The sequence below is a fragment of the Pseudoalteromonas agarivorans genome (assembly GCF_024518735.1).
In the GTDB taxonomy this organism is placed as follows: domain Bacteria; phylum Pseudomonadota; class Gammaproteobacteria; order Enterobacterales; family Alteromonadaceae; genus Pseudoalteromonas; species Pseudoalteromonas atlantica.
In genome coordinates this window covers 16,917-37,500 of the sequence record NZ_JANIGJ010000001.1, presented here as the reverse complement: position 1 = coordinate 37,500, position 20,584 = coordinate 16,917, and the positions used below count along the sequence as shown (strand labels likewise).

The 20,584-nt window shown below is 41.7% G+C and carries 18 protein-coding genes; 12 read left to right on the top strand and 6 right to left on the bottom strand.

From position 1 onward, the window contains the following. Positions 1–2: 2 nt before the first annotated feature. Genes rsxA through NQT65_RS00120 form a run of 9 tightly spaced genes read left to right on the top strand, consistent with a single transcriptional unit; the run spans position 3 to position 7,952 of the window. Positions 3–584, top strand: coding sequence for an electron transport complex subunit RsxA (gene rsxA / locus NQT65_RS00160; protein ID WP_004589478.1), 582 nt, complete (start codon positions 3–5; stop codon positions 582–584). A 1-nt stretch (position 585) separates the two neighbouring features. Then, on the top strand, positions 586–1,140 hold the full coding sequence (gene rsxB, locus NQT65_RS00155; protein WP_004589479.1) for an electron transport complex subunit RsxB: 555 nt from the start codon (positions 586–588) through the stop codon (positions 1,138–1,140). Positions 1,141–1,148: 8 nt separating this feature from the next. After that, positions 1,149–3,692, top strand: a complete 2,544-nt coding sequence (gene rsxC / locus NQT65_RS00150) for an electron transport complex subunit RsxC (RefSeq protein WP_256850218.1) — start codon at positions 1,149–1,151, stop codon at positions 3,690–3,692. Next, positions 3,689–4,747: an electron transport complex subunit RsxD gene (rsxD, locus tag NQT65_RS00145; protein WP_256850217.1), complete on the top strand. Its 1,059-nt coding sequence runs from the start codon at positions 3,689–3,691 to the stop codon at positions 4,745–4,747. The genes rsxC and rsxD overlap by 4 nt, the downstream gene beginning before the upstream one ends. After that, the gene (gene rsxG, locus NQT65_RS00140) at positions 4,744–5,382 is read left to right on the top strand and encodes an electron transport complex subunit RsxG (RefSeq protein ID WP_054983414.1); all 639 of its coding nucleotides are present in this window, start codon (positions 4,744–4,746) and stop codon (positions 5,380–5,382) included. The genes rsxD and rsxG overlap by 4 nt, the downstream gene beginning before the upstream one ends. Further along, positions 5,379–6,077, top strand: coding sequence for an electron transport complex subunit E (locus NQT65_RS00135; protein ID WP_004589483.1), 699 nt, complete (start codon positions 5,379–5,381; stop codon positions 6,075–6,077). The genes rsxG and NQT65_RS00135 overlap by 4 nt, the downstream gene beginning before the upstream one ends. 44 nt (positions 6,078–6,121) lie before the next feature. After that, positions 6,122–6,754, top strand: coding sequence for an endonuclease III (gene nth, locus NQT65_RS00130; RefSeq protein WP_024034131.1), 633 nt, complete (start codon positions 6,122–6,124; stop codon positions 6,752–6,754). 3 nt (positions 6,755–6,757) lie between these two features. After that, entirely contained in the window at positions 6,758–7,291 is a 534-nt protein-coding gene (locus NQT65_RS00125; RefSeq protein ID WP_256850216.1) for a hypothetical protein, read from the top strand. After that, positions 7,242–7,952, top strand: coding sequence for a GGDEF domain-containing protein (locus NQT65_RS00120; protein ID WP_024034141.1), 711 nt, complete (start codon positions 7,242–7,244; stop codon positions 7,950–7,952). Before NQT65_RS00125 ends, NQT65_RS00120 begins: the two co-directional genes overlap by 50 nt. 60 nt (positions 7,953–8,012) lie before the next feature. Here NQT65_RS00120 and NQT65_RS00115 read toward each other — a convergent pair whose 3' ends face one another. Then, complete coding sequence (locus NQT65_RS00115; protein WP_256850215.1) at positions 8,013–8,672, bottom strand: hypothetical protein; 660 nt, start codon at positions 8,670–8,672, stop codon at positions 8,013–8,015. Position 8,673: 1 nt separating this feature from the next. Further along, positions 8,674–9,180: a sigma-70 family RNA polymerase sigma factor gene (locus NQT65_RS00110; RefSeq protein ID WP_256850214.1), complete on the bottom strand. Its 507-nt coding sequence runs from the start codon at positions 9,178–9,180 to the stop codon at positions 8,674–8,676. Positions 9,181–9,678: 498 nt separating this feature from the next. On the opposite strand from NQT65_RS00110, the gene NQT65_RS00105 reads away from it, so the two are divergent. Further along, positions 9,679–10,182 (top strand): hypothetical protein, encoded by a 504-nt coding sequence (locus tag NQT65_RS00105; RefSeq protein WP_096739361.1) that lies wholly within the window; start codon positions 9,679–9,681, stop codon positions 10,180–10,182. An 87-nt stretch (positions 10,183–10,269) separates the two neighbouring features. Here NQT65_RS00105 and NQT65_RS00100 read toward each other — a convergent pair whose 3' ends face one another. Together NQT65_RS00100 and NQT65_RS00095 are read right to left on the bottom strand one after the other, a co-directional pair. Next, complete coding sequence (locus NQT65_RS00100) at positions 10,270–10,635, bottom strand: DUF4345 family protein (protein ID WP_024034145.1); 366 nt, start codon at positions 10,633–10,635, stop codon at positions 10,270–10,272. A 2-nt stretch (positions 10,636–10,637) separates the two neighbouring features. Further along, positions 10,638–11,603 (bottom strand): AraC family transcriptional regulator, encoded by a 966-nt coding sequence (locus NQT65_RS00095; RefSeq protein ID WP_256850213.1) that lies wholly within the window; start codon positions 11,601–11,603, stop codon positions 10,638–10,640. A 207-nt stretch (positions 11,604–11,810) separates the two neighbouring features. Between NQT65_RS00095 and NQT65_RS00090 the strand changes: the two genes are divergently transcribed. Both NQT65_RS00090 and NQT65_RS00085 read left to right on the top strand, forming a co-directional pair. After that, complete coding sequence (locus NQT65_RS00090; RefSeq protein ID WP_256850212.1) at positions 11,811–12,761, top strand: SDR family oxidoreductase; 951 nt, start codon at positions 11,811–11,813, stop codon at positions 12,759–12,761. 35 nt (positions 12,762–12,796) lie between these two features. Beyond that, complete coding sequence (locus NQT65_RS00085; RefSeq protein WP_256850211.1) at positions 12,797–13,429, top strand: alpha/beta fold hydrolase; 633 nt, start codon at positions 12,797–12,799, stop codon at positions 13,427–13,429. A 537-nt stretch (positions 13,430–13,966) separates the two neighbouring features. Here the strand turns inward: NQT65_RS00085 and NQT65_RS00080 are convergent. Both NQT65_RS00080 and NQT65_RS00075 read right to left on the bottom strand, forming a co-directional pair. Then, positions 13,967–16,924: a TonB-dependent receptor gene (locus NQT65_RS00080; RefSeq protein ID WP_126007599.1), complete on the bottom strand. Its 2,958-nt coding sequence runs from the start codon at positions 16,922–16,924 to the stop codon at positions 13,967–13,969. A gap of 604 nt (positions 16,925–17,528) precedes the next feature. Next, positions 17,529–20,576 carry a TonB-dependent receptor gene (locus NQT65_RS00075; RefSeq protein WP_054983426.1) on the bottom strand — a complete coding sequence of 1,016 codons (3,048 nt, stop codon included), beginning with the start codon at positions 20,574–20,576 and terminating at the stop codon, positions 17,529–17,531. Between the last annotated feature and the right edge of the window lie 8 nt (positions 20,577–20,584).

Here is a 20,584-nt window from a genome sequence, read left to right as displayed (position 1 = left end):
ACATGACAGAATATGTCTTGTTATTGATTGGAACCGTTCTAGTTAATAACTTTGTATTAGTACAATTTTTAGGCTTATGTCCATTTATGGGTGTATCAGGCAAGCTTGATACCGCTATTGGTATGTCTTTAGCAACCACGTTTGTGCTTACCCTTGCCTCTGTTACAAGCTATTTAGTTAATCAATATATTTTAGCGCCGCTAGATATCGAATTTTTACGCACCATGAGCTTTATTTTAGTGATTGCCGTTGTGGTGCAATTTACCGAAATGGTTGTGCGTAAAACTAGCCCGACTTTATACCGTTTACTGGGTATATTTTTACCGCTGATCACCACTAACTGTGCGGTATTAGGTGTTGCGCTTCTTAACATAAAAGAAGATCACACCTTTTTACAATCGGCCGTGTATGGTTTTGGCGCAGCCGTTGGCTTTTCATTAGTACTTGTATTATTTGCAGCGCTGCGCGAACGCCTTGCTGCTGCAGATGTTCCTACCCCGTTTAAAGGCGCCTCAATAGCTATGATCACCGCCGGCTTAATGTCGATGGCGTTTATGGGTTTTACCGGATTAGTGAAGTTTTAATATGACCTTAATGTATGCCTTGATAGCGCTTGGCTCGCTAGCGCTTGTTTTTGGACTTATTTTAGGCTTTGCAGCTATTCGCTTTCGTGTAGAAGGCGACCCAATTGTTGAGCAAATAGATACCATTTTACCGCAAACCCAGTGTGGCCAGTGTGGCTATCCGGGCTGTCGTCCCTACGCTGAGGCAATTGCCAACGGAGATGAAATTAATAAATGCCCACCAGGCGGTGAAGCAACGGTTAAAAAGCTGGCCGATTTAATGGGCGTAGAGCCTAAACCGCTTGCCGGTGGCGAACAAGCAGAGCCGATAAAAACAGTGGCCTATATTCGCGAAGACGAGTGCATAGGCTGTACTAAGTGTATTCAGGCATGCCCTGTGGATGCCATTGTCGGTGCTACACGCCAAATGCACACTGTACTAATAGAAGAATGTACCGGCTGCGATTTATGTGTAGAGCCCTGCCCTGTAGATTGCATTGATATGCTGCCTGTAGCCGAAACAAAACAAAACTGGAAATGGCAACTTGATGCTATTCCTGTCACGCAAATAGATTAGAGGTTTGAGTGGAAAAGTTACTTGAACAAATTAAAAAAGGCACTGTTTGGGCATTCCCGGGCGGCGTGCATCCACCACAACAAAAAACACTCTCTAACAGTGCGCGTATTGCTAGGCTTCCTCTACCTGATAAGTTAGTTGTACCAATTAAACAGCACATTGGTGCTAACGGTAAATTAATTGTAGAAAAAGGCCAACAGGTATTAAAAGGCCAAGCACTTACCGTGCCCGTTGCGAATTGGTCTGTGCCTGTACATGCGCCCAGCTCTGGCACCATAACAGATATTGCTTCTATGCCTTCGGCACATCCATCGGCTTTACCTGAGCTAAGTATTATTATTGAGCCTGATGGCAAAGATCAATGGTGCGAACTAACCCCAACACCTAACCCAAGTGAGCTTAGCCACGATGAATTAGTCGATATAATTCATCAAGCAGGTATAAGTGGTATGGGTGGAGCAGGCTTTCCTACTTATGTAAAAGCCGATATAAAACAACCTATTGAGTTTTTAATTGTTAATGCTGTTGAGTGCGAACCATACATAACAGCCGACGATGTGTTAATGCGTGAACATGCCAAGCAAGTAGTGCAAGGCATTGAGTTAATGCAACAAATTTTAAATCCGACACTGTGTATTGTTGGCATTGAAGATAATAAGCCCGAAGCCATAGCGGCTATGAAAAGTGCCGCAGAGCACAACGCCAATATTGTTATTCAAACGGTGCCTACTGTTTATCCATCGGGTGGCGAAAAACAATTAATTAAATTACTTACAAACCGTGAAGTACCCAGTGGCGGTATTCCTGCCGATATTGGTATTTTAGTACACAACACAGGAACTTTGTTTGCTGTGCAACAAGCGGTGTACGAAGGTAAACCGCTTATAGAGCGCGTTGTTACAGTAACAGGTAACACCATTCATAATGCAGGTAATGTATGGGCATTATTAGGCACCGAAGTTAAGCACCTGCTTGATTGCCAAGGTTTTTCACCCGTACCCCAGCAGCGCGTTGTTATGGGCGGGCCGATGATGGGCTTTACCTTACCGACTGTGCGTATTGGGGTAATTAAAACCACCAACTGTATTTTAGCCCCCGATCATAAAGAGCTTGCAGAGCCAGGGCCTGAAAAAGCCTGTATACGTTGTAGTGCCTGTGCAGATGCCTGCCCTGCTTCGTTATTACCCCAGCAATTACAATGGTTTGCAAAATCAAAAGAATACGACAAATTACAAGAGCACAACTTATTTGATTGTATTGAATGTGGCGCGTGTGCGTATGTATGCCCAAGCGAAATTCCATTGGTGCAGTATTACCGCGTAGCAAAAGTAGAAATAAAAGAGCAGCAAGCCGAAAAAATTAAAGCCGATAGAGCAAAAGAGCGCTTTGACGCCCGTAAAGAACGCCTAGAGCGCGAGCAACAAGAACGTCAAAACCGCCATAAACGTAAACCAGCGGCAAAAACATCAGATGAAAAACAAAAAGTAGCGGATGCCCTTGCCCGCGTTAAGAGCAAATCATCGAATGGCGATGAAAAATCTGCTGTAGCCGCTGCAATTGCCCGCGCCAAAGCGAAAAAACAGCAAGGTGAAGAGTTAGAGCCAGATAACAGTGAAGTAGCTAAAGAGCGCGCACTACGTAAAGAAAAAGCACGTAAATATAAAGAACAAAAAGCTGCCGAGGGCGAGTCATCATCAGCACCTGATGATAAAAAGTCAGCCGTAGCTGCTGCTATTGCACGCGCTAAAGCGAAAAAAGCGGCGCAAGCTGAGCAAAGCGCTGAGCCACAAAGCGATGAAGCAACCGCCGCACCTGATGATAAAAAAGCAGCCGTAGCTGCTGCTATTGCCCGTGCTAAAGCTAAAAAAGCTGAGCAAAGTGCAGAGCCACAAAACGATGAAGCGCCCGCCCCAGCTGATGATAAAAAAGCTGCGGTAGCTGCTGCTATTGCTCGCGCTAAAGCGAAAAAAGCGGCGCAAGCTGAGCAAGAAGCAGAGCCACAAAGCGATGAAGCCCCCGCGCCCGCAGATGATAAAAAAGCAGCGGTAGCTGCTGCTATTGCGCGTGCTAAAGCTAAAAAAGCGGCGCAAGCTGAGCAAGAAGCAGAGCCACAAAGTGATGAAGCCCCCGCGCCCGCAGATGATAAAAAAGCAGCGGTAGCTGCTGCTATCGCGCGTGCTAAAGCTAAAAAAGCCGCTAAAGCGGCTGCGCAAGCCCAGCAATCAGATGAACCAAGTGCTGCTGAGCAAACAGGTGAAGTTGAGCCTGAAAACTCACAAACACACTCTCCTGCTGATGACAAAAAAGCGGCCGTAGCTGCTGCTATTGCCCGCGCTAAAGCTAAAAAAGCCGCTAAAGAAGCTGAGCAACCAGCAGCAAGTGAACACAGCGCACCTGAACAAAGCAATGAGCCACAAACCAGCAGCGGTTCAGACTCTGAGCAAACGGCCTCTGAGCAAACTGCAGCAGAGAAGAAAAAAGCCGCCGTGGCCGCCGCAATAGCGCGCGCCAAAGCTAAAAAGTTACAAAAAGAAGGAAATGATCAGTCATGAAATTAACCATGGCCAGTTCGCCGCACAACCATAGCCATAAGTCGTTAACGCGATTAATGCTAACCGTAATTGCTGCGTGTATTCCTGGGCTAATAGCGCAAGTGGTATTTTTTGGGACTGGCGTACTTATTCAGTTAGTACTGGCACTTGTTGCTGTAAGCGTATTTGAAGCAGCCATTATGTTAATGCGTAAACGCCCTGTTTGGCCTGCATTGAGTGATGGTAGTGCTTGGCTTACTGGTGTGCTGTTAGCACTGAGTATTCCGCCGCTGGCGCCTTGGTGGGTCATTATTATTGGCTGTTTATTTGCCATTGTGATTGTAAAGCAACTTTATGGTGGGCTTGGGTTTAACTTATTTAACCCAGCAATGGCCGCATACGTACTACTTTTAGTCTCGTTTCCGGTGCAAATGACCGCTTGGTTACCCGTTACCGATTTACTTAATGCCCCAATTGGCTTTATTGACCAATTACGCCTTATATTTACTGATTTTACCGCTCTGGGCTTTAGTGTTGATCAAGTCCGTGCCGGCGTTGATGGCCTCACCATGGCCACCCCGCTTGATACAGTTAAAACCGATGTAGCACATGGTCTAACCGTTAGCGAAAGTATGCAAAAACCGATTTTTTCTCAATGGGCTGGGCTTGGTTGGCTATGGGTTAACCTAGGCTTTTTAGCCGGTGGTTTATACCTTTTAAAAGCTAAAATTATAAACTGGCATATTCCAGTAAGCTTTATAGGCTCACTAGCGCTGTGCAGTGCCATTGGCTATATTGCCGAACCGGGTACCGAGCCGGGTATGGTATTTCACTTATTAAGTGGCGCAACCATGATGGGCGCATTTTTTATCGCCACCGATCCTGTTTCGGCTGCAACTACCAATAAAGGGCGCTTAATTTATGGCGCGTTAATTGGCTTGTTGGTGTATTTAATTCGCACCTTTGGTGGTTTCCCTGATGCGGTAGCCTTTAGTGTATTATTAATTAATATTGCTGTACCGCTGATTGATTACTACACCCAACCACGCACTTATGGCCACGGAGCAGTAAAATGATTATTTCATCAATGGCTAAAAATGGCGCGATATTAACCGCCTTTGCACTGATAACAACAGGCTTAGTTGCCTCAATTGATGCCTTTACCGCCGATAAAATTGCCGAGCAAGAACGCTTGCAATTAACCTCACAATTACAAGAGGTATTAAACCCAAGCAGCTACGATAATCAGCTCAATACAAATTGCGTAATTATGAGCGACGAACAACTGGGTCCTTACCCCGAGCAAGTTATTTACCGCGCTTATAAAAATCAGCAACCTGTTGCACTTGTAATAAGACACGTAACACCTAGTGGTTACAGTGGCGATATTAACTTATTAACCGCCGTACTTGCTGATGGCACCATTGCCGGCGTTCGTACTACTAAGCACGAAGAAACGCCCGGCTTAGGCGATAAAGTAGAAGTTAAAAAGTCGCTGTGGATCACTACATTTAACGATTTAACGGTTCAAAGTGAAGACGATGCCCGTTGGGCGGTAAAAAAGGATGGTGGCCAGTTTGACCAATTTACCGGTGCAACAATTACCCCTCGCGCCGTGGTAGGCTCGGTAAAAAATGCCGTATTATTTGCAAAAACTAACTTTGACGCCATTTTTAAACAGCCTAATGCTTGCCAAGAGGTAACCCAATGAGTGAGTTAAAAACCTTATACAAAGAAGGCGTATGGGCTAATAACCCCGCGCTAGTGCAGCTACTCGGTTTATGCCCGCTTTTAGCTGTAACATCAACTGTAACCAACGCACTTGGCCTAGGGTTAGCCACTTTATTAGTTTTAGTAGGCTCTAATATTACTGTTTCAGTTGTGCGTAATTGGGTGCCTAAAGACATTCGTATTCCGGTATTTGTAATGATTATTGCAGGCTTTGTGACCATAGTTCAGCTACTTATGAATGCGTACACCTTTGGCTTGTATCAATCATTAGGCATATTTATTCCACTAATAGTAACTAACTGCGCCATTATTGGCCGTGCAGAGGCGTATGCCTCTAAAAATCCTGTTCACCTGTCTGCATTCGATGGCCTAATGATGGGCTTAGGCTTTATGGCCGTACTGTTAGTACTAGGTGCAATGCGCGAACTGATAGGCCAAGGTACATTATTTGATGGAGCCGATTTGCTTCTAGGGCCATGGGCACAAAGCCTACGCTTGGAAATATTTAGTTTCGATAGCCAGTTTTTACTCGCTATTTTACCACCCGGCGCCTTTTTAGGGCTTGGGCTGCTAATAGCAGCAAAAAATGTTATTGACGCACAAATAAAATCAAAACAAGTAACGCCGCCAGAAGCCGAAAAAGGCCCACGCGCACGTGTTACTAGCTTAACTTAAGGGGAAAACGCATTAACGCTATTAGCTAATGCGTTTTAAGTTGCATGAATAAAGAAAAACGTCACCAAATACTCTCGCGCTTGCGCGAGCAAAACCCGCATCCAGAAACCGAGCTTGAATATTCAAGCCCATTTGAGCTACTAGTAGCCGTTACGCTCTCTGCACAAGCCACCGATGTAGGGGTAAATAAAGCCACCCGTAAATTATTTCCGGTTGCTAATACGCCACAAGCCATTTTAGATATTGGCCACGATGCGCTTCGCGATTATATAAAAACCATTGGCTTATTTAATTCAAAAGCCGCAAACGTGTACAAAATGTGCCAAATATTGGTTGATCAACATAATGGCATTGTTCCCGAGAACCGCGAAGCTCTAGAAGCCCTACCCGGTGTTGGCCGAAAAACCGCAAATGTCGTACTCAACACAGCCTTCGGCTGGCCGACCATTGCCGTAGACACGCATATTTTTCGTGTTTCAAACCGCACCAAATTTGCTATGGGCAAAGATGTAGTCGCCGTTGAGCAAAAGCTTGAAAAGGTTGTCCCTAAAGAATTTAAAGTAGACGTACACCACTGGTTAATACTACACGGGCGCTACACCTGCGTAGCACGTAAACCTAAATGCGGCAGCTGTATTATTGAAGACTTGTGCGAGTTTAAAGAAAAAACGGACTAATAATTGAAAAGCTATAGCAATAAATCACAATTATACAATTTGCTTTTAGCCATTACTTCAGCGTTTTTTATATGGCTCTCGAATGGCTTTATCACCTTTATTGCTTTTAACGAGTCTGTTGCAGGAGTGAAATTTGAAGAACTTTTGCTCATATTTTCACACGTCGATATTCTAAAAGTTTTGGCTTTTCCTGAGTTTTGGGAAGCTAATGCAAATCACTCTTTCATTGAGGCCCCTGGTTTATGGTTTGAGCCGATGACTATTTTATCTTCGTTAGGCTCATTACTTCTCATAGCTTTATTTTCTATGTATGTCAGTAAATTAAAATCTGAAACAATATCTATATCATTACTCTTAATTGGGTTTTTATACTTGGTTGTTTCATGGGGTGTTTTGCTAGATGTATCTGATGCTAAGATGATTGGGCCCTATTTAAGTATTGGCATTCAAGGCCTGTTATTACATTCGTTTATAAGTTGCCTAATTTGTGTTTTTACCTTATCAAAAAATGTATATTTTAAAATTAGTGCTATTTAGTCTTTCTTTATTTAGTAGCTTTGCATTTGCAAGCGAAATTGATTGGCAAAGCAAAGCGGCTGATCATATTAGGTTAAATATAATTCTGTTTATTAACCTTGGCCTTTTCATTCTCATTTTGTTTTTCTCAATTCGTCATATTAAAAAATTAAAACGACTTAATATAACAATCACTAATGAATCGTTAATCGACCCTTTGACAAAAGTGTTAAATAGAAAAGGCTTTCATGAACAAGTTTCACGCTTAGATAAACAAAGTGGTTTTTTACTCATTGCAGATATAGATAACTTTAAACTCATTAATGATCGATTTGGACATAATGCTGGTGATAAAGTTCTTCAAAGGGTCGCTCATGCTTTAAAAGTTCAAACTAGAGAAAAAGATATTGTTGGACGATATGGCGGAGAAGAGTTTGTAGTATTCTTTCCAAGCAATGATGTTGAAACCGTAAAAAAGATTTCACATAGGCTTGTATTAGCCATTGCTAGCCTTAATTTAAATGACATATCACCTGAATTAACAGGAGTCACAATTAGTGCGGGTGTAGATAAAGGTGATACCAAACGCTCTAAGTTTGAAAGGTTATATGAAAACGCAGACCAACTATTATATAAAGCTAAGGCTGCTGGTAAAAATCAAGTTATCGTATTTGATAACTAACAGCTTAAGCCTTAGCTAATCCACTTCTAGTCGCACTGCAGTAATCCGGCATCTAATCGTTTAGCTGTCTGTCGAGTCTATATCATTTATAAATTGCGCCATATTTACTAAACGCTCACCGACGATAAATGCAATGGTGCGTTTAACCCAAGGAGTTGCGATATTTGTGTTGTTTAGTTTAGCGAATACGAAGCTTGTAATTATTAAAAGTAGTAGTGATGACACGCTGTAAACCCAAACCATGTGTTGCTCTAAGTGTGCATACAAGTCAATTTCAAATAGCACATCAAAGCCAATAAACACATAAGCCATATAAAAAGGAACTGACATAAGTAACAACTTAGTTAGTTGTAATTTATGTGAGCAAAGGCGGTAAACGTCTTTTTGAAGTTGGCTAATTGGCTTTGCATAATCAATGTTAGCAATATGCACTATTTGGCCGATATTACCTGCAAGGCCAGCAATGGAAAATACACTCAGTATCAACGCAGATATTGAAGGCGCTGAAACACTAAAGTTATTTGCAATGTACTGCCCCAATAAAACAATAATAAAAAAAAAGGCTGCGCTTTCAATAATACGTGCCCACTTCATAGCATTAAGCTCTTTCATTTGTTTATTCACTTTTGTTTCGCTCAGCAGTGATTGGTTTATTGTAATGGCCGATTCGTTAACACTATTTTGCTGCTGCCATGTGTTTTTAATGTTATCTAAATTCATATTAAGCCCCCTGTTTTTCAAATTGATTTTTTAGTGTTTCTTTAATGCGGCCAATTCGCGTAGCGACGTTGGTTTTACTTATGCCTAAACTCGTCGCTATGCTTTGATGGGGTTCGCCTTCTAAATACAGCAATACTATGGCTTTATTTAACTTATCGAGCTTTGCTATAAACTCATAAAGCTGCTTAACCTCTTCGCTTTTATCATTGTGCGCTGATAGGTCGGCTATGTGCACAATGCACTGCTCACTTTCATTGGCTTTATCTTCTCGTTTACTGTCTTTGCGGTAATAGGAAATCGCCACATTCAGTGCTATTCGGTACATCCACGTAGAAAACTTATAGTCTTTGTCGTAATTATCATAAGCAAGCCACATGGTGGTGAGTATTTCTTGCGCTAGGTCTTGCCTGTCGTGCTGGTTTTGACAGTACGAGTTAACAATTTTATAAATAATGCCTTTATGCTGCTCCATTGTTTGAGTAAACAGTGCTTTTTTATTGGTGTTCATTTACGCATAAATCCACCATCTAAATTAATCTCATCACGTAGTTGGCTCATCACAGTTTCATTGTGTTTAATTTCTAATGCACCTGTTTTTAAAAGTAATAAAGTGCGGCGCTTAGGCTAATGCAACATAGCCTGTACACATTTATATAAACATTTTAGCTGCACGATAATACTCACATAACCTTCTTATCTAGTTATTCGCAGTATCGCTGAAATAATCACAACTATTTAAAAATAATTATTTGAGGGAGTAATAAGCTAAGTAAAAGAGCAAAGCAAGGAGCTAGCTCTTTATTCTGCTTTGCTATTAAAAGGGGACTCCTAGTTAAAAGTTTTTTTTAATATAGCAATTGTTAATATTATTGTATCTCTGGTTATCAAATATGACTCAGGCTAAAGGTGGTAAAAAAACATACAACCTGCTATTAATAGTGAATAATAATTTAAGAAGGTTTCTGCGTTAGCGCTGTAAGAAACCACATAACTTCAAGGATGTATTTTGCAAAGTAATCATTCAAAATTTCAGCCAAATAAGTGGTCATTATTAAATTTAGCTGTTGTGCTTATACTGGCGGGTGCATTTTATTATTTGGGTCAATTTTCTGTATTTCATTCGATTCTTTTAAGCCTAATTTGTTTTATTTCATTTTTAACCTTATTAATTTTAAAGCGTTGGAAAGCATATATTAACTATTTAAAAGCAATAGGAGATGAGATAGAGCGAGAAAGATTTCACTTAGGTGAACACATAGTATCTATGGTTCCTTACATGAACTTACAAATAACAGTTCATGCACGTATGGATGAATCAGCTTTATTAATCAAAAAAGCAAATTGTTATATTTCAATTAATCTAAAAGATATTTGCTCATTTGAGCCAACTGAATATTTCGGACGGCCAATCGCGAAAGTAATTTTGGCCGATAATAAAAACTTAACTCCTGCACTCTATGTACCTTGGTCTGAAGAAATGGCGCTAACTCAAAGTAAAGCTCATGGGTAAACGCCTTTGTTTGCTTATCATGCCTTAAAGGTATTAAGCGTTACACTCTAAGGCGATACTAAGATTTATAGCGGTTTAACTCTGATACTAAGTGCGTACTTTTAAATACCACCAAATTAGAGGCGCCAGTATCACTATTTCAATACCCACATTCAGCCACTGTTTTGCTACCGAGCCATCTAACATAATGCCAATAAGCCTTGCAATTAATAGTCCTACGAGTAACGATGACAGTGTTGCCGCTATGCTAGCTTGCCAAGGTACAAGCTGATGATGAAATTGCAGCAATAAGCCAAAACCAATAAATAACCCCCACCAAATTCTGCGCTCTACGGCCTTAAAAATATCATTAGGAACTGGCTTATTGCTTATCAGCTCAGGGTTGGCAGCTAACACTATGCCAAAAATAATTAATACCGCACCAACAACCCTAAAAATGACTATATTATCCATGATCAATCCCTCAGGCTGGTTGTTTGATCAACTGTTTGAGCAATCGATTGCTCAACAAGCTCCTGAGGTAACTCCTTTGCTTGGCTCCACTGCTTTGGCGATTGCCCATACATACGTTTAAATTCTCGGCTAAATTGTGATGAGCTAACATAGCCTACCGACATGGCCGCCGAACTTACGTTCATACCCGCTGCAATTTTCATCGCAGCGGTATTTAAGCGCATAGATTTAACAAATTGAATCGGCGACATACTGGTCGCATCCTTAAATTTTCGATGCAAAACTGCCCTACTTACGCCAATTTTTGCTGCCATATCGTCTATGGTTATGGTTTCATCTAATCGAGATGCCAAATAATCAATTGAGCGTGCTATGTCGTTTCCTACGCCAAAGGCTTGGTGCACACTACTACCTGCCTGTCCGTTTAATATGGCGTAATATAATTCTCGCAGTCGCCCTTCGCCTAAAACCGCAATATCTACAGGGTTGCCTACAAGTTGCAGCAATCGTAGTAATGAATCGGTAAATGAGTCATCCCACGCAGCGAGTGTAAGCCCTTGCGTTTTGGGGCCTGATGCGTGTTTTTTTACACCTTGTGCAGCCATGGTAATAGATAATTCGGTCATCACTTTTGTATCTAGCGATACAATAACGCCTAGCAAGGGGTTCTCAGGTGAAGCCGTGGGTGTACCCGCTTCTACTGGCATAGACATAGGGCAGCACATATAATTATTTTCATCGTATATAAAATGCTTACCATCGAGTATGGCTTCTTTAGCGCCACTGACTATAGCAACAATACACGGCTCGTATACCGCAGGTGCACAGCGCATAGCCTGCGTTACTTTAAACAACTGAACACCTTTAATACCCGTTTCTATTAGCCCTTGAGCATAATTTTCATCGTTGTTTACATCGTTAAAAGACAGGCTATTTTGTATAAGTTGCTTAATGTGGTGTTTGCTCACTCACCCATTCCCTTTAAATAGTGAATAAATCCAATCTAGCACCGTAAATACACATTCTCAATGCAGCGATACAAATAGGCATATTTTAAAGAGGATATCGCCTAGTTACACCTAGTAGCGAGAGTTATATTACCTAACAAGCAATGTGGAACAATGCGCATAGCCCTGTACTGCATATTTATACTTATATTGATAGGAATTTAACTGATGAGCGCAACTAACCCATTTGGCCCTTCTGGCTGGACTCCCGACCAACTCAGTTCTTTAGTTGGTAAATGCTATCTAATAACGGGAGCAAATACAGGCGCAGGCTTTAAAGCAACCCGACTATTACTCGCTAAAGGCGCAAAAGTAGTTATGCTCAATCGTAACCCTTTAAAATCAGATGAAGCTATTGCTAAGTTAAAACAGGAGTTTGGCAATAATACCGATGTGAGCTTTATAAAAATGGACCTAGCAGAGCTTGCATCAGTACGCCATGCAGCCAACGAGGTATTACAAACTGTGCCACACATAGATGCACTTATTTGTAACGGTGCTATTGCACAGGTCGCGACTCAGCAATTTACTAAAGACGGCTTTGAAAGTCAGTTAGGGGTTAACCACTATGGGCACTTTTTACTGTGTGGTTTACTTTTTAACAAAATAGAGCAATCTAGCGGGCGTATTGTTGTAGTGGCCAGTGAAGGCTACAAAATGGGGCTTAAAACGATTCAATTTGATGACATGAATTGGAATAAAAACTACCACCCAAATAAAACCTACTGCCACAGTAAGCTTGCACAAATGATGTTTGCTTATGAGCTGCAAAATAAAATAGCCGCGGCTAATAAAAATGTGCAGGTGTTTGTGTGTCACCCAGGTGCAGTTAATACCTCTCTTATTGGCGATAATGTTAACTTTGCAACCCGATTTACCTGGTCACTAATAGTAAAAATGGGCTTAGCACAATCGGCAGAGCAAGGTGCATACCCTGAAGTTATGTGTGCCACCAAGCATAACCTAAAACAGCGTGCATATTATGGCCCATCAGGAAGATGGAATTGGAGCGGCCCCGTAGGAATATGCAAACTTGAGCCGTTTGCTTTAGATCAGCCTGTGCTAAGCAAATTATGGGCGGTTACTGAGCAGCACACTGCTTTTAAATGGACAATATAATTGCTAATAGCGAACGTGTGTAGGGTGTAAAAGTAATGAAAAAACCATTAGTAATCGGCCTAATACTTTTACTTTTCCTAACCGGTTGTAAAAGTACCAATAACCTCCCTGTGCAGTATAAACCTAATGATGAGCTGGTAGTACTTGCCCATGGGTTAGGCAGAAGCGATTGGGCAATGCGATATTTTGCCCAGCAGCTTAAACGTGCACATTATAAGGTATGCAGCCTAAATTACGCCTCTTTAGGGCAAAGTGTTGAGGCTGTGTTTACGCAAACAACCACACAAATTAATGCCTGTATTGCTAACGCGAGTAAAGTACATTTTGTAGGCCACTCCCTAGGTGGCTTAGTTATTAGAGCCTACTTACAGAATAACCTCCGGGGTTTTAATGGTAGTACACTTGGAAATGTCGTGTTAATTGGCACGCCCAACAATGGCAGCGAATTAGCTAATAATTTAAATGGTTCATGGTTAATGCATATAGCCGGCGGTGTAAGCCAATCTCTAATTACAGGCAGTAAGAGTTTGGGCAACACTATAAATGAGCTGGACATTAATTTAGGCGTAATAGCCGGTACTAAAGCATCCCCCCTGACACAGCATTATTTTAAAGGTAAAAACGATGGCTTGGTGTCTGTAGAATCAACCAAGCTGAGGGCGTGTTGATTTTTGCGGATTGAAATTTGTTCAATCTAGGGGCGATTAAATCGCGGCGCGAGGTTTGTAACCTAGTGGGCTAAGTAAAAACCAAGTAAAGCTTCCGCGTCCTGCTCACGCCCCTTACCTACATCCATGTAGGCAACAAAGAGTTTATCGCCCCTAGGCAGAACCCAAAGGGCAGCGCATGTTTGGCATTTATGCAGCGTTATCGCCTATTTATGGGGAATAACCACACTTCACAGGCTCTGCCTTGCCTAAAAACCAAACACACTGCTGCAAATTCAACCATCAAATACCAACACGCCCTACTAATATGCGTGATTTTATTACCCTTGATGTAAGCCACACGGGAATGCGCTACAACCAACAAGTAATACAACACACACTTTATTTTTTGCAAACAGGTGCATTTTTACCCCCAACACAAAGAACCACGGCCCTTTATTAACCACCTAACTGCGGCTAATTTTAGGTAAAAAAAAGCAAGCCATGTGGCTTGCTTTTGAGTGCCCGTTCAAAGGCTACACACTCTCAACATACTTTTTAAAAACGGTAACTTGCACCCAATGTAATACGACGGTCAGTTAAACCTTGGAAACACAATAGTGCGCTTTCGTTTATACATGATTGGCTAATTTCAGATTCAGTAATATTTACAGCCTCTAAACCAATATTAAGTTGCTCGTTCACATCATAGCTAATACTTGCATTAAGCTGGCCACGGTCTTCTTGTACCACTGGGAAACCCCAAGGGAAGCTAGACGTACTACCAAAGTCATTTGAACGATACCCTTCACGCCACGTGTAACGCATACGTGCTGATAGGCCAAATTTTTCGTAGTACAGCGTAAAGTTATACGCGTTTTCAGAAAGGTTAAGTAAGCCTTGAATTTCACTTACTTCAATACCTGGCGTACCGGTGGTTGCTGCAAATACATTACTTGCTCTTGAGGTTGCTGAATTTTCTGTTTCACCACCTGAGAACTCTTGAATTGTATAGTTAGCTAATACACCAAAGCCAGATGCCCACCCTAGGTCTTTTTCAAAGCCTGATAGGTCATATTGAAAGGCAAACTCAATCCCTTTTTGGGTAGTTTCACCACTATCGTTTACTTTTGTTTCTGTACCAACACATACGCCACGGCCATTCTCAGGACCAAATACGTTTATATCTGCAATGGGGTTAAATATACCGCCACCTTCACATGGGTCTGTTAAGTCGCGGTACCCTGTTACAGGGTCTTCAACTGGCGAGGTTAACTGATTTACGTGTAAGTCTTTACGGGTTTTATGAAAAATACCTACGCTAAATACACTTGCCTCTGCAAAATACCACTCTGCCGATAAATCGTAAGACAGTACTTCTTCAGGTTTCAGTGCTGGGTTACCAAATCCAACTTCGTCATTTGGACTTGTGCTGTAAGTAATAGACGTTGATAGGTCGTTATAATCAGGGCGACGAATATCTTTACCTACACCAAATCGCACAAGTACATCTTCCGATACATCAGCGACAAGGTTTAAACGAGGTAAAATAAAGTCATAGTCAGATTCATTGGTAATACGCGTTACCAGTTCATTACCACTACCATCTTGAGTAACTGAGTTACCCGTAGACTCTACGTCTGTTTGAATGTAACGTACGCCAATATTACCGCGTACCATTTTGTACTCAAAGTTAGCTTGTGCATATAGCGCATGGGTGATTTCTTCTATATCAAAAAAACCTGCAGAACTTGAAGTAGGTGCATTTAATGTTTTGCTTGAACCATGCGCAGTCATCGCTGCTTGTAATGTGGCAAGTACCGCATCAGGGTCTGACGCCACAAGCTCTGGATCAATTAATAAAAAGTCGCCTATGTATAACGAGCGGCCATCAGCTTCGTTAAAGTTATCTGGGCCTGCCACTAATAAGTCGGCAAATAAATCACCTGTTGGGCTATCAGCCATGGTTCTTAAACCAATGCTTGAGGTAATTTCGTTTTGTTTGCTTTGTGATTTACTGTAGCGGTAACCAAAATCAATAGAGGTTACAATTGAGTCTGTGTAATAGGTTGAATCAATACGGAACGCATCTTCAGAGTTTTCAACCGTATCTTGACCAATATTTACATCACGTAGCACTACATTTGCAGGGTCTAGTAGTTGTTCAACCGTTGGCGCGTACTCTGCCCCCTCTGCAATACCAAATGCCAATGCGCCACCTGATAAGTCATACTCAAACGGCACACTATTATCATTACCGCCACCAGCATCTAACGGCACATTAGGGTTAATAAAGTTAAGCGTTGTATTAAAGCTAGGCGTAGTTGTATCTGAAGATGACGAAGCAATTTCAGCACTAACAAACCACTTATCGCCTTGCCATTCGCCACCGAGTCTAAAAATATTACTGTCGGTAACACGCGAGTTTGTATCACTTGAAAAACGAAGGTTAGGATCGTCATCATCGTTTTCTAAATTAACCGGAATGACACCGCGTAAGGCCGCTTGAATAGACCCAAGGTTGGTACCGCCAAGTGAGCCTAAGTTTACGGTTTCAAATTCATCAGGAACCGAAATATCATTAAGCGCACTTACACCAGAAGCCTGTACACGAGAACTTTCTTGGCGACGTTCTTGATCGTTAACCACAGCATCAAAATAAAACTTTGTGTTGTCGTTAGGCGCCCATTCAATGGTACCTACAAAGTTTTTAGTTTCGTATTCGTAGTTATCGTAATCTTGTACAAAAAATTGAATTGGTAAAAAGTCAAAAGACTGAGCGCTGGCTACACCGCTATCTGCAGTGATAATGTTATCTCTATCTGCACGTGGGCGAAACGCCGTTACATCTTGCTCTGCGTAGCTGCCGCTCACTAACACACCAAATTTACCGTAATCACCTTCCCAGTTATCAGCAAAAGTTCCCGAAAAACGTGGTTGTAAACCGCTATCAGTGCTTAAGCTACTGTGCTCACCTTGCACTCTAATAGTGGCTAGCTGCTCACCTAAATGCAGTGGGCGAATCGTTTTAAGGTTAATAGTACCGCCTACAGACCCCTCTATCGTTTTCGCTTCAGGCGACTTTATTACCTCTAAGCTTGAAATAATTGACGCTGATACATCTTCAAAGCTAATACCACTTCGACCAGAGCCTGAGCCCACCGTTGATACACCGTTAATTTCGGTACGGTTAGCATCGGTACCACGAATTTGTACACCTGTGCCTACACCCGCTTGGCGTGTAATTTGAATACCCGTTACGTTTTCTAATACTTCAGCGAGGTTTTGATCGGGTAATTTACCAATATCTTCTGACTGAATAATTTCAACTAGGCTATCTGCAGAGCGTTTTTCAGCAAGTGCATTAGTAAGTGATTGGCGAATGCCAGATACTTCGATGATCTCTACATCATCTTCTGCAATTGGCTTGGCTTCCTGTGCGTGTGTGGACATAGAAAGGTTTAATGCTGTGGCAGATATAACTGCTAGCGTAATTTTTGATAACTTGTGATTCATAGTTTTTCCTGTGTGTGTCAGTGCTATGTGTAACTCGCTATATATTTTTTATTAAACGCCTTACCATTTATCTAAATGGTTAACTTAATATTTACAGCAAAAGCACCAAAGGTCAACCTATTGGTAAACCATTTTTTGTAAAAAAAACAAAAACAGTCTTTACCAATAAAAGCCAATTCGGCATGACAAAAATACTTTTATTACTGACCACAATATAACCACTTGTATTTAATGTGCTTTTAAATCTCAATTAAGGTTAAATAACACACAAAAACAGATTAACCCCCCCTCAATCTCCTCGATATATTTTTTTTATATATACCGCGTTATTTTTATATTTAGCCGCTTTTACCGAATTAATTGGTCAACCAAGATAAAGATAGTAGACTTTTGGCTAACTAATTTGCTTGCCAATAACGCAGCGTTACTAACACCGAGTTTAGTAATGCTGCGCTTTAGGTAAAAAGGTTTAACCAAGATTTAGTTAAGAGAGTGCGCCGCGATTCAAAAAGGTTAGGGTTAATAGCCCACACGCACATACAAAAAAACCCAATTAGCGGCATACGCTAATTGGGTTTTAAAGTGGGGATCACTGGTTATTGTGTTATAGCTTAAAGCTCATTCCTAAGAATAAACGTGGGCCGTAATCGTTTACTTCACCTAGGTTATCTTCCACAAAGAAGTCTTGTGACTTAGGTGCGCTAAACAAATTAATGGCTTCAGCTTTAACTCTAAAGTGCTCGTTAATTTTATACGATGCGCGCATTTCCCATACACCTACGGCATCAACATAACGTAAGCGGGTACCATTACTGGTATAAGGTTGGAAGTATTCACTACGGTATTTATAAATAATGGCCGTATCAAAGTCACCAATTTGGTAATACAGTTGGCTACTAAATACATGCTCTGAGAAGCCCGGCACCGAACCAGGTTCAATAATACCGGCAGTTAATTGAGTAGTATTGCCATCTAGGTCGGTAACGTATGTATCGCCATATAAGCTATCTTCAAACTCAAAGTCAGTATCTGCAAAGTTATAGCCAAATTTTACACCAATACCATTATCCCAGCGGTACGAGAACGATGCTTCTAAACCCAGTATATCGCTATCATTATCGGTGGTTACCGAATTTGTCACTGGTAGTGATACTGTTTCACCGCCAACCACATAGTCTTCAATCACAGTTTGTTGCTGGAAGCCACCTTGGAACTGTTTGTAGTATAGGCTTAGCGCTAAAATAGAATCTTCATTAGGGTACCATTCAAAGGCTAAGTCGTAGTTCCATGACATTAATGGTTGAGTATCAGGGTTACCTGAACCATCTACGGTTAATAAGTCAGAAAGCGATAGCGCAACAGATTGATCGTCTGTTACAAAGTCGCGATCATAGCCTAAATCAGATGGGTCAGCACGTGACATACCACGGTAAATACCCGCACGCAGTAAAATGTCTTCACTATAATCAACTACTAAGTTAAAGCTTGGTAAGTATTTAGTATAACCACCGCCGCTTTCGGTTCTTTCTAGTGAATCCCCTACATCGAGGGTTACAGCGCCTGTAGTTTCATCTACATCTACAGTGTAATTTGTTCTAAAGCCTACTGAGGTTACATCAGTATCAACAATACGCAGGCCGAAGTTACCACGAATAAACTTACCAAATACTTCAGTGTCGTAGTTTGCCATTAAGTACACTGAGGTGGTTTTTTCAGTAACATCTATGGTACCGGCATTTTCGTACTCAACATCAGGGTAACCAAATTCACCTGTATAATCAGCGTCTGTAGCCGCTACAGCTTGAGAGAAACATACGTTATCGTAGGTCGCCCACGAAGAACCTGTCCCAGAGCTTATTACATTACCGCTACTATCTACATTTGTTACTAAGTTGCCATCCGATACGCTAGATAAAAAATCAGATTCTGGGAAGTCAATTTGACAGCCCTGAAGTATCTCTAATGCTGAGTCATCGCCTATCGTGTACTCAGTACGAGACCCATTACCTTGGCTACCACCAAACTGTATAAAGCTTAGTTCTGAGGCTCTAATACCCCCTTCAATACTGGTAAATATATCGCCCTCTAACGCGTAGTCAAAATCAATACGCGCTGATTTAACTACGTTTTCGCGAACGTTTTCACGGTCTAAACGTGTACGTAAGCTATCTGTAAAGTTAGAAATATCAGTTACATCAAAGTCCGTTAACGTGAAGTGAGGAATTTCATCGCCCATATCCCAGCTAAACAAATTACGGTCGGCGGTTCTACCACGGTTAGAAATTTGTAGCTCTTCACGCTCAGTTTTTGAATACGCTAAATCAAGATTTACAGTAAGGCGGTCGGTTACCGTGTGCTCAATATTAATACCATAGCCTTGGTAGTTTTCTTCACGAGAGAATTGCTCGCCCGCCGATTCAATACGTTCCTCACCTTCCCAATGTAAAATTCCGCCTACATCGTTAGTAACAAGCGTTGGGCCTGTTAAACCAGGTGTTGCGCGTTTTTGTAAAAAAATTAAATCGTGGCGTGCTTCTCTTTGTGTTCTGTCAGAGATTTGTGCATCAAAGTTAACATCCCACTCAGACGACGGCTGGTATTGCATTGCAATAAATACAGCATCACGCTCATCTGAGGTTTCATTTTGACGATAGCTGCGGCTACTGCCTGTCCATGCGTAAGGAGTACCATCGCTTTCGGCTTTGCCTGTTTCTGGGTCGATGTTTGTTTGATAACCTTGATTGTTACTGCCATTTACTTGGTCTTCACAATCACCTGCGCTGCTTCTGTAAAAGCCTTCATTCGTATTAGTTGGGTCATTTAAACATGCCCAAAGTGAAGAGCCCGATGGGCTTGAGCTTCTGTATTCGGCCTCTGGTTGGCTAATATCTTGGCGCTGCACACCAAAAGACACACCCACTGCTTGGCCATCGGCAAACTCAAATTGGTCAACATAACTAAACGTACCACGATAGCCTGTATCACTTTGCAGTGAGTTTTCTACATTACTTTCATCTGGATTGTAATTTAGTTTAACTTCGCCTTGTACGCGTTGCTTGCCGTAATCTAGCGGGGCAATCGTTTCAAGTGCAATCACACCGGCTACGCCACCTTCAATCATTGAAGCATCTTGGGTTTTGTAAATAGCGACCTTTTTTACAAGCTCTGATGGAAACTGTGAAAAGTTAACCGAGCGGTCACCACTACCATTGGTAGCTTCACGGCCATTAATATGGGTTGCGCTTAAAAATGGGCCTAAACCACGAATGGTGATTTCGGTAGCGCCCCCGTTTTCACGGTGAGATGCGGCACCGGTAATCGACTCAAGCGCTTCACCAATTGACAGCGCGGGTAAATCACCAATATCTTCTGCAGATAAACCATCGACAACCGTTGTTGCCTCACGCTTAATTGCAATTTGATCTTGTATGGTTCTACGAGTACCTGTAACGCTGATGATTTCTACATCTTGCTCTACTTCAGTCACTTTTTCTTGGGCTTCTTGCTGAGCAAAAGCATTAAATGACAATGAACCTGCCATACCTGCAAGTAAACTTGCTCTAATTAACTTAGCAGCAGGTGAAAGTGCAAAATGATTACAAACAGAGCTGTTTGTAGAATGTTGACGTCTTCGATCCATTTTTAACGACATGCCGCGTT

What these genes read in the sequence shown, in the direction of transcription:
- rsxA (WP_004589478.1), top strand. Translation starts at nt 3, where the DNA reads ATGACAGAATATGTCTTGTTATTGATTGGAACCGTTCTAGTTAATAAC.
- rsxB (WP_004589479.1), top strand. Translation starts at nt 586, where the DNA reads ATGACCTTAATGTATGCCTTGATAGCGCTTGGCTCGCTAGCGCTTGTT.
- rsxD (WP_256850217.1), top strand. Translation starts at nt 3,689, where the DNA reads ATGAAATTAACCATGGCCAGTTCGCCGCACAACCATAGCCATAAGTCG.
- rsxG (WP_054983414.1), top strand. Translation starts at nt 4,744, where the DNA reads ATGATTATTTCATCAATGGCTAAAAATGGCGCGATATTAACCGCCTTT.
- NQT65_RS00135 (WP_004589483.1), top strand. Translation starts at nt 5,379, where the DNA reads ATGAGTGAGTTAAAAACCTTATACAAAGAAGGCGTATGGGCTAATAAC.
- nth (WP_024034131.1), top strand. Translation starts at nt 6,122, where the DNA reads ATGAATAAAGAAAAACGTCACCAAATACTCTCGCGCTTGCGCGAGCAA.
- NQT65_RS00115 (WP_256850215.1), bottom strand. Translation starts at nt 8,672, where the DNA reads ATGAATTTAGATAACATTAAAAACACATGGCAGCAGCAAAATAGTGTT.
- NQT65_RS00110 (WP_256850214.1), bottom strand. Translation starts at nt 9,180, where the DNA reads ATGAACACCAATAAAAAAGCACTGTTTACTCAAACAATGGAGCAGCAT.
- NQT65_RS00100 (WP_024034145.1), bottom strand. Translation starts at nt 10,635, where the DNA reads ATGGATAATATAGTCATTTTTAGGGTTGTTGGTGCGGTATTAATTATT.
- NQT65_RS00090 (WP_256850212.1), top strand. Translation starts at nt 11,811, where the DNA reads ATGAGCGCAACTAACCCATTTGGCCCTTCTGGCTGGACTCCCGACCAA.
- NQT65_RS00085 (WP_256850211.1), top strand. Translation starts at nt 12,797, where the DNA reads ATGAAAAAACCATTAGTAATCGGCCTAATACTTTTACTTTTCCTAACC.
- NQT65_RS00080 (WP_126007599.1), bottom strand. Translation starts at nt 16,924, where the DNA reads ATGAATCACAAGTTATCAAAAATTACGCTAGCAGTTATATCTGCCACA.
- NQT65_RS00075 (WP_054983426.1), bottom strand. Translation starts at nt 20,576, where the DNA reads ATGTCGTTAAAAATGGATCGAAGACGTCAACATTCTACAAACAGCTCT.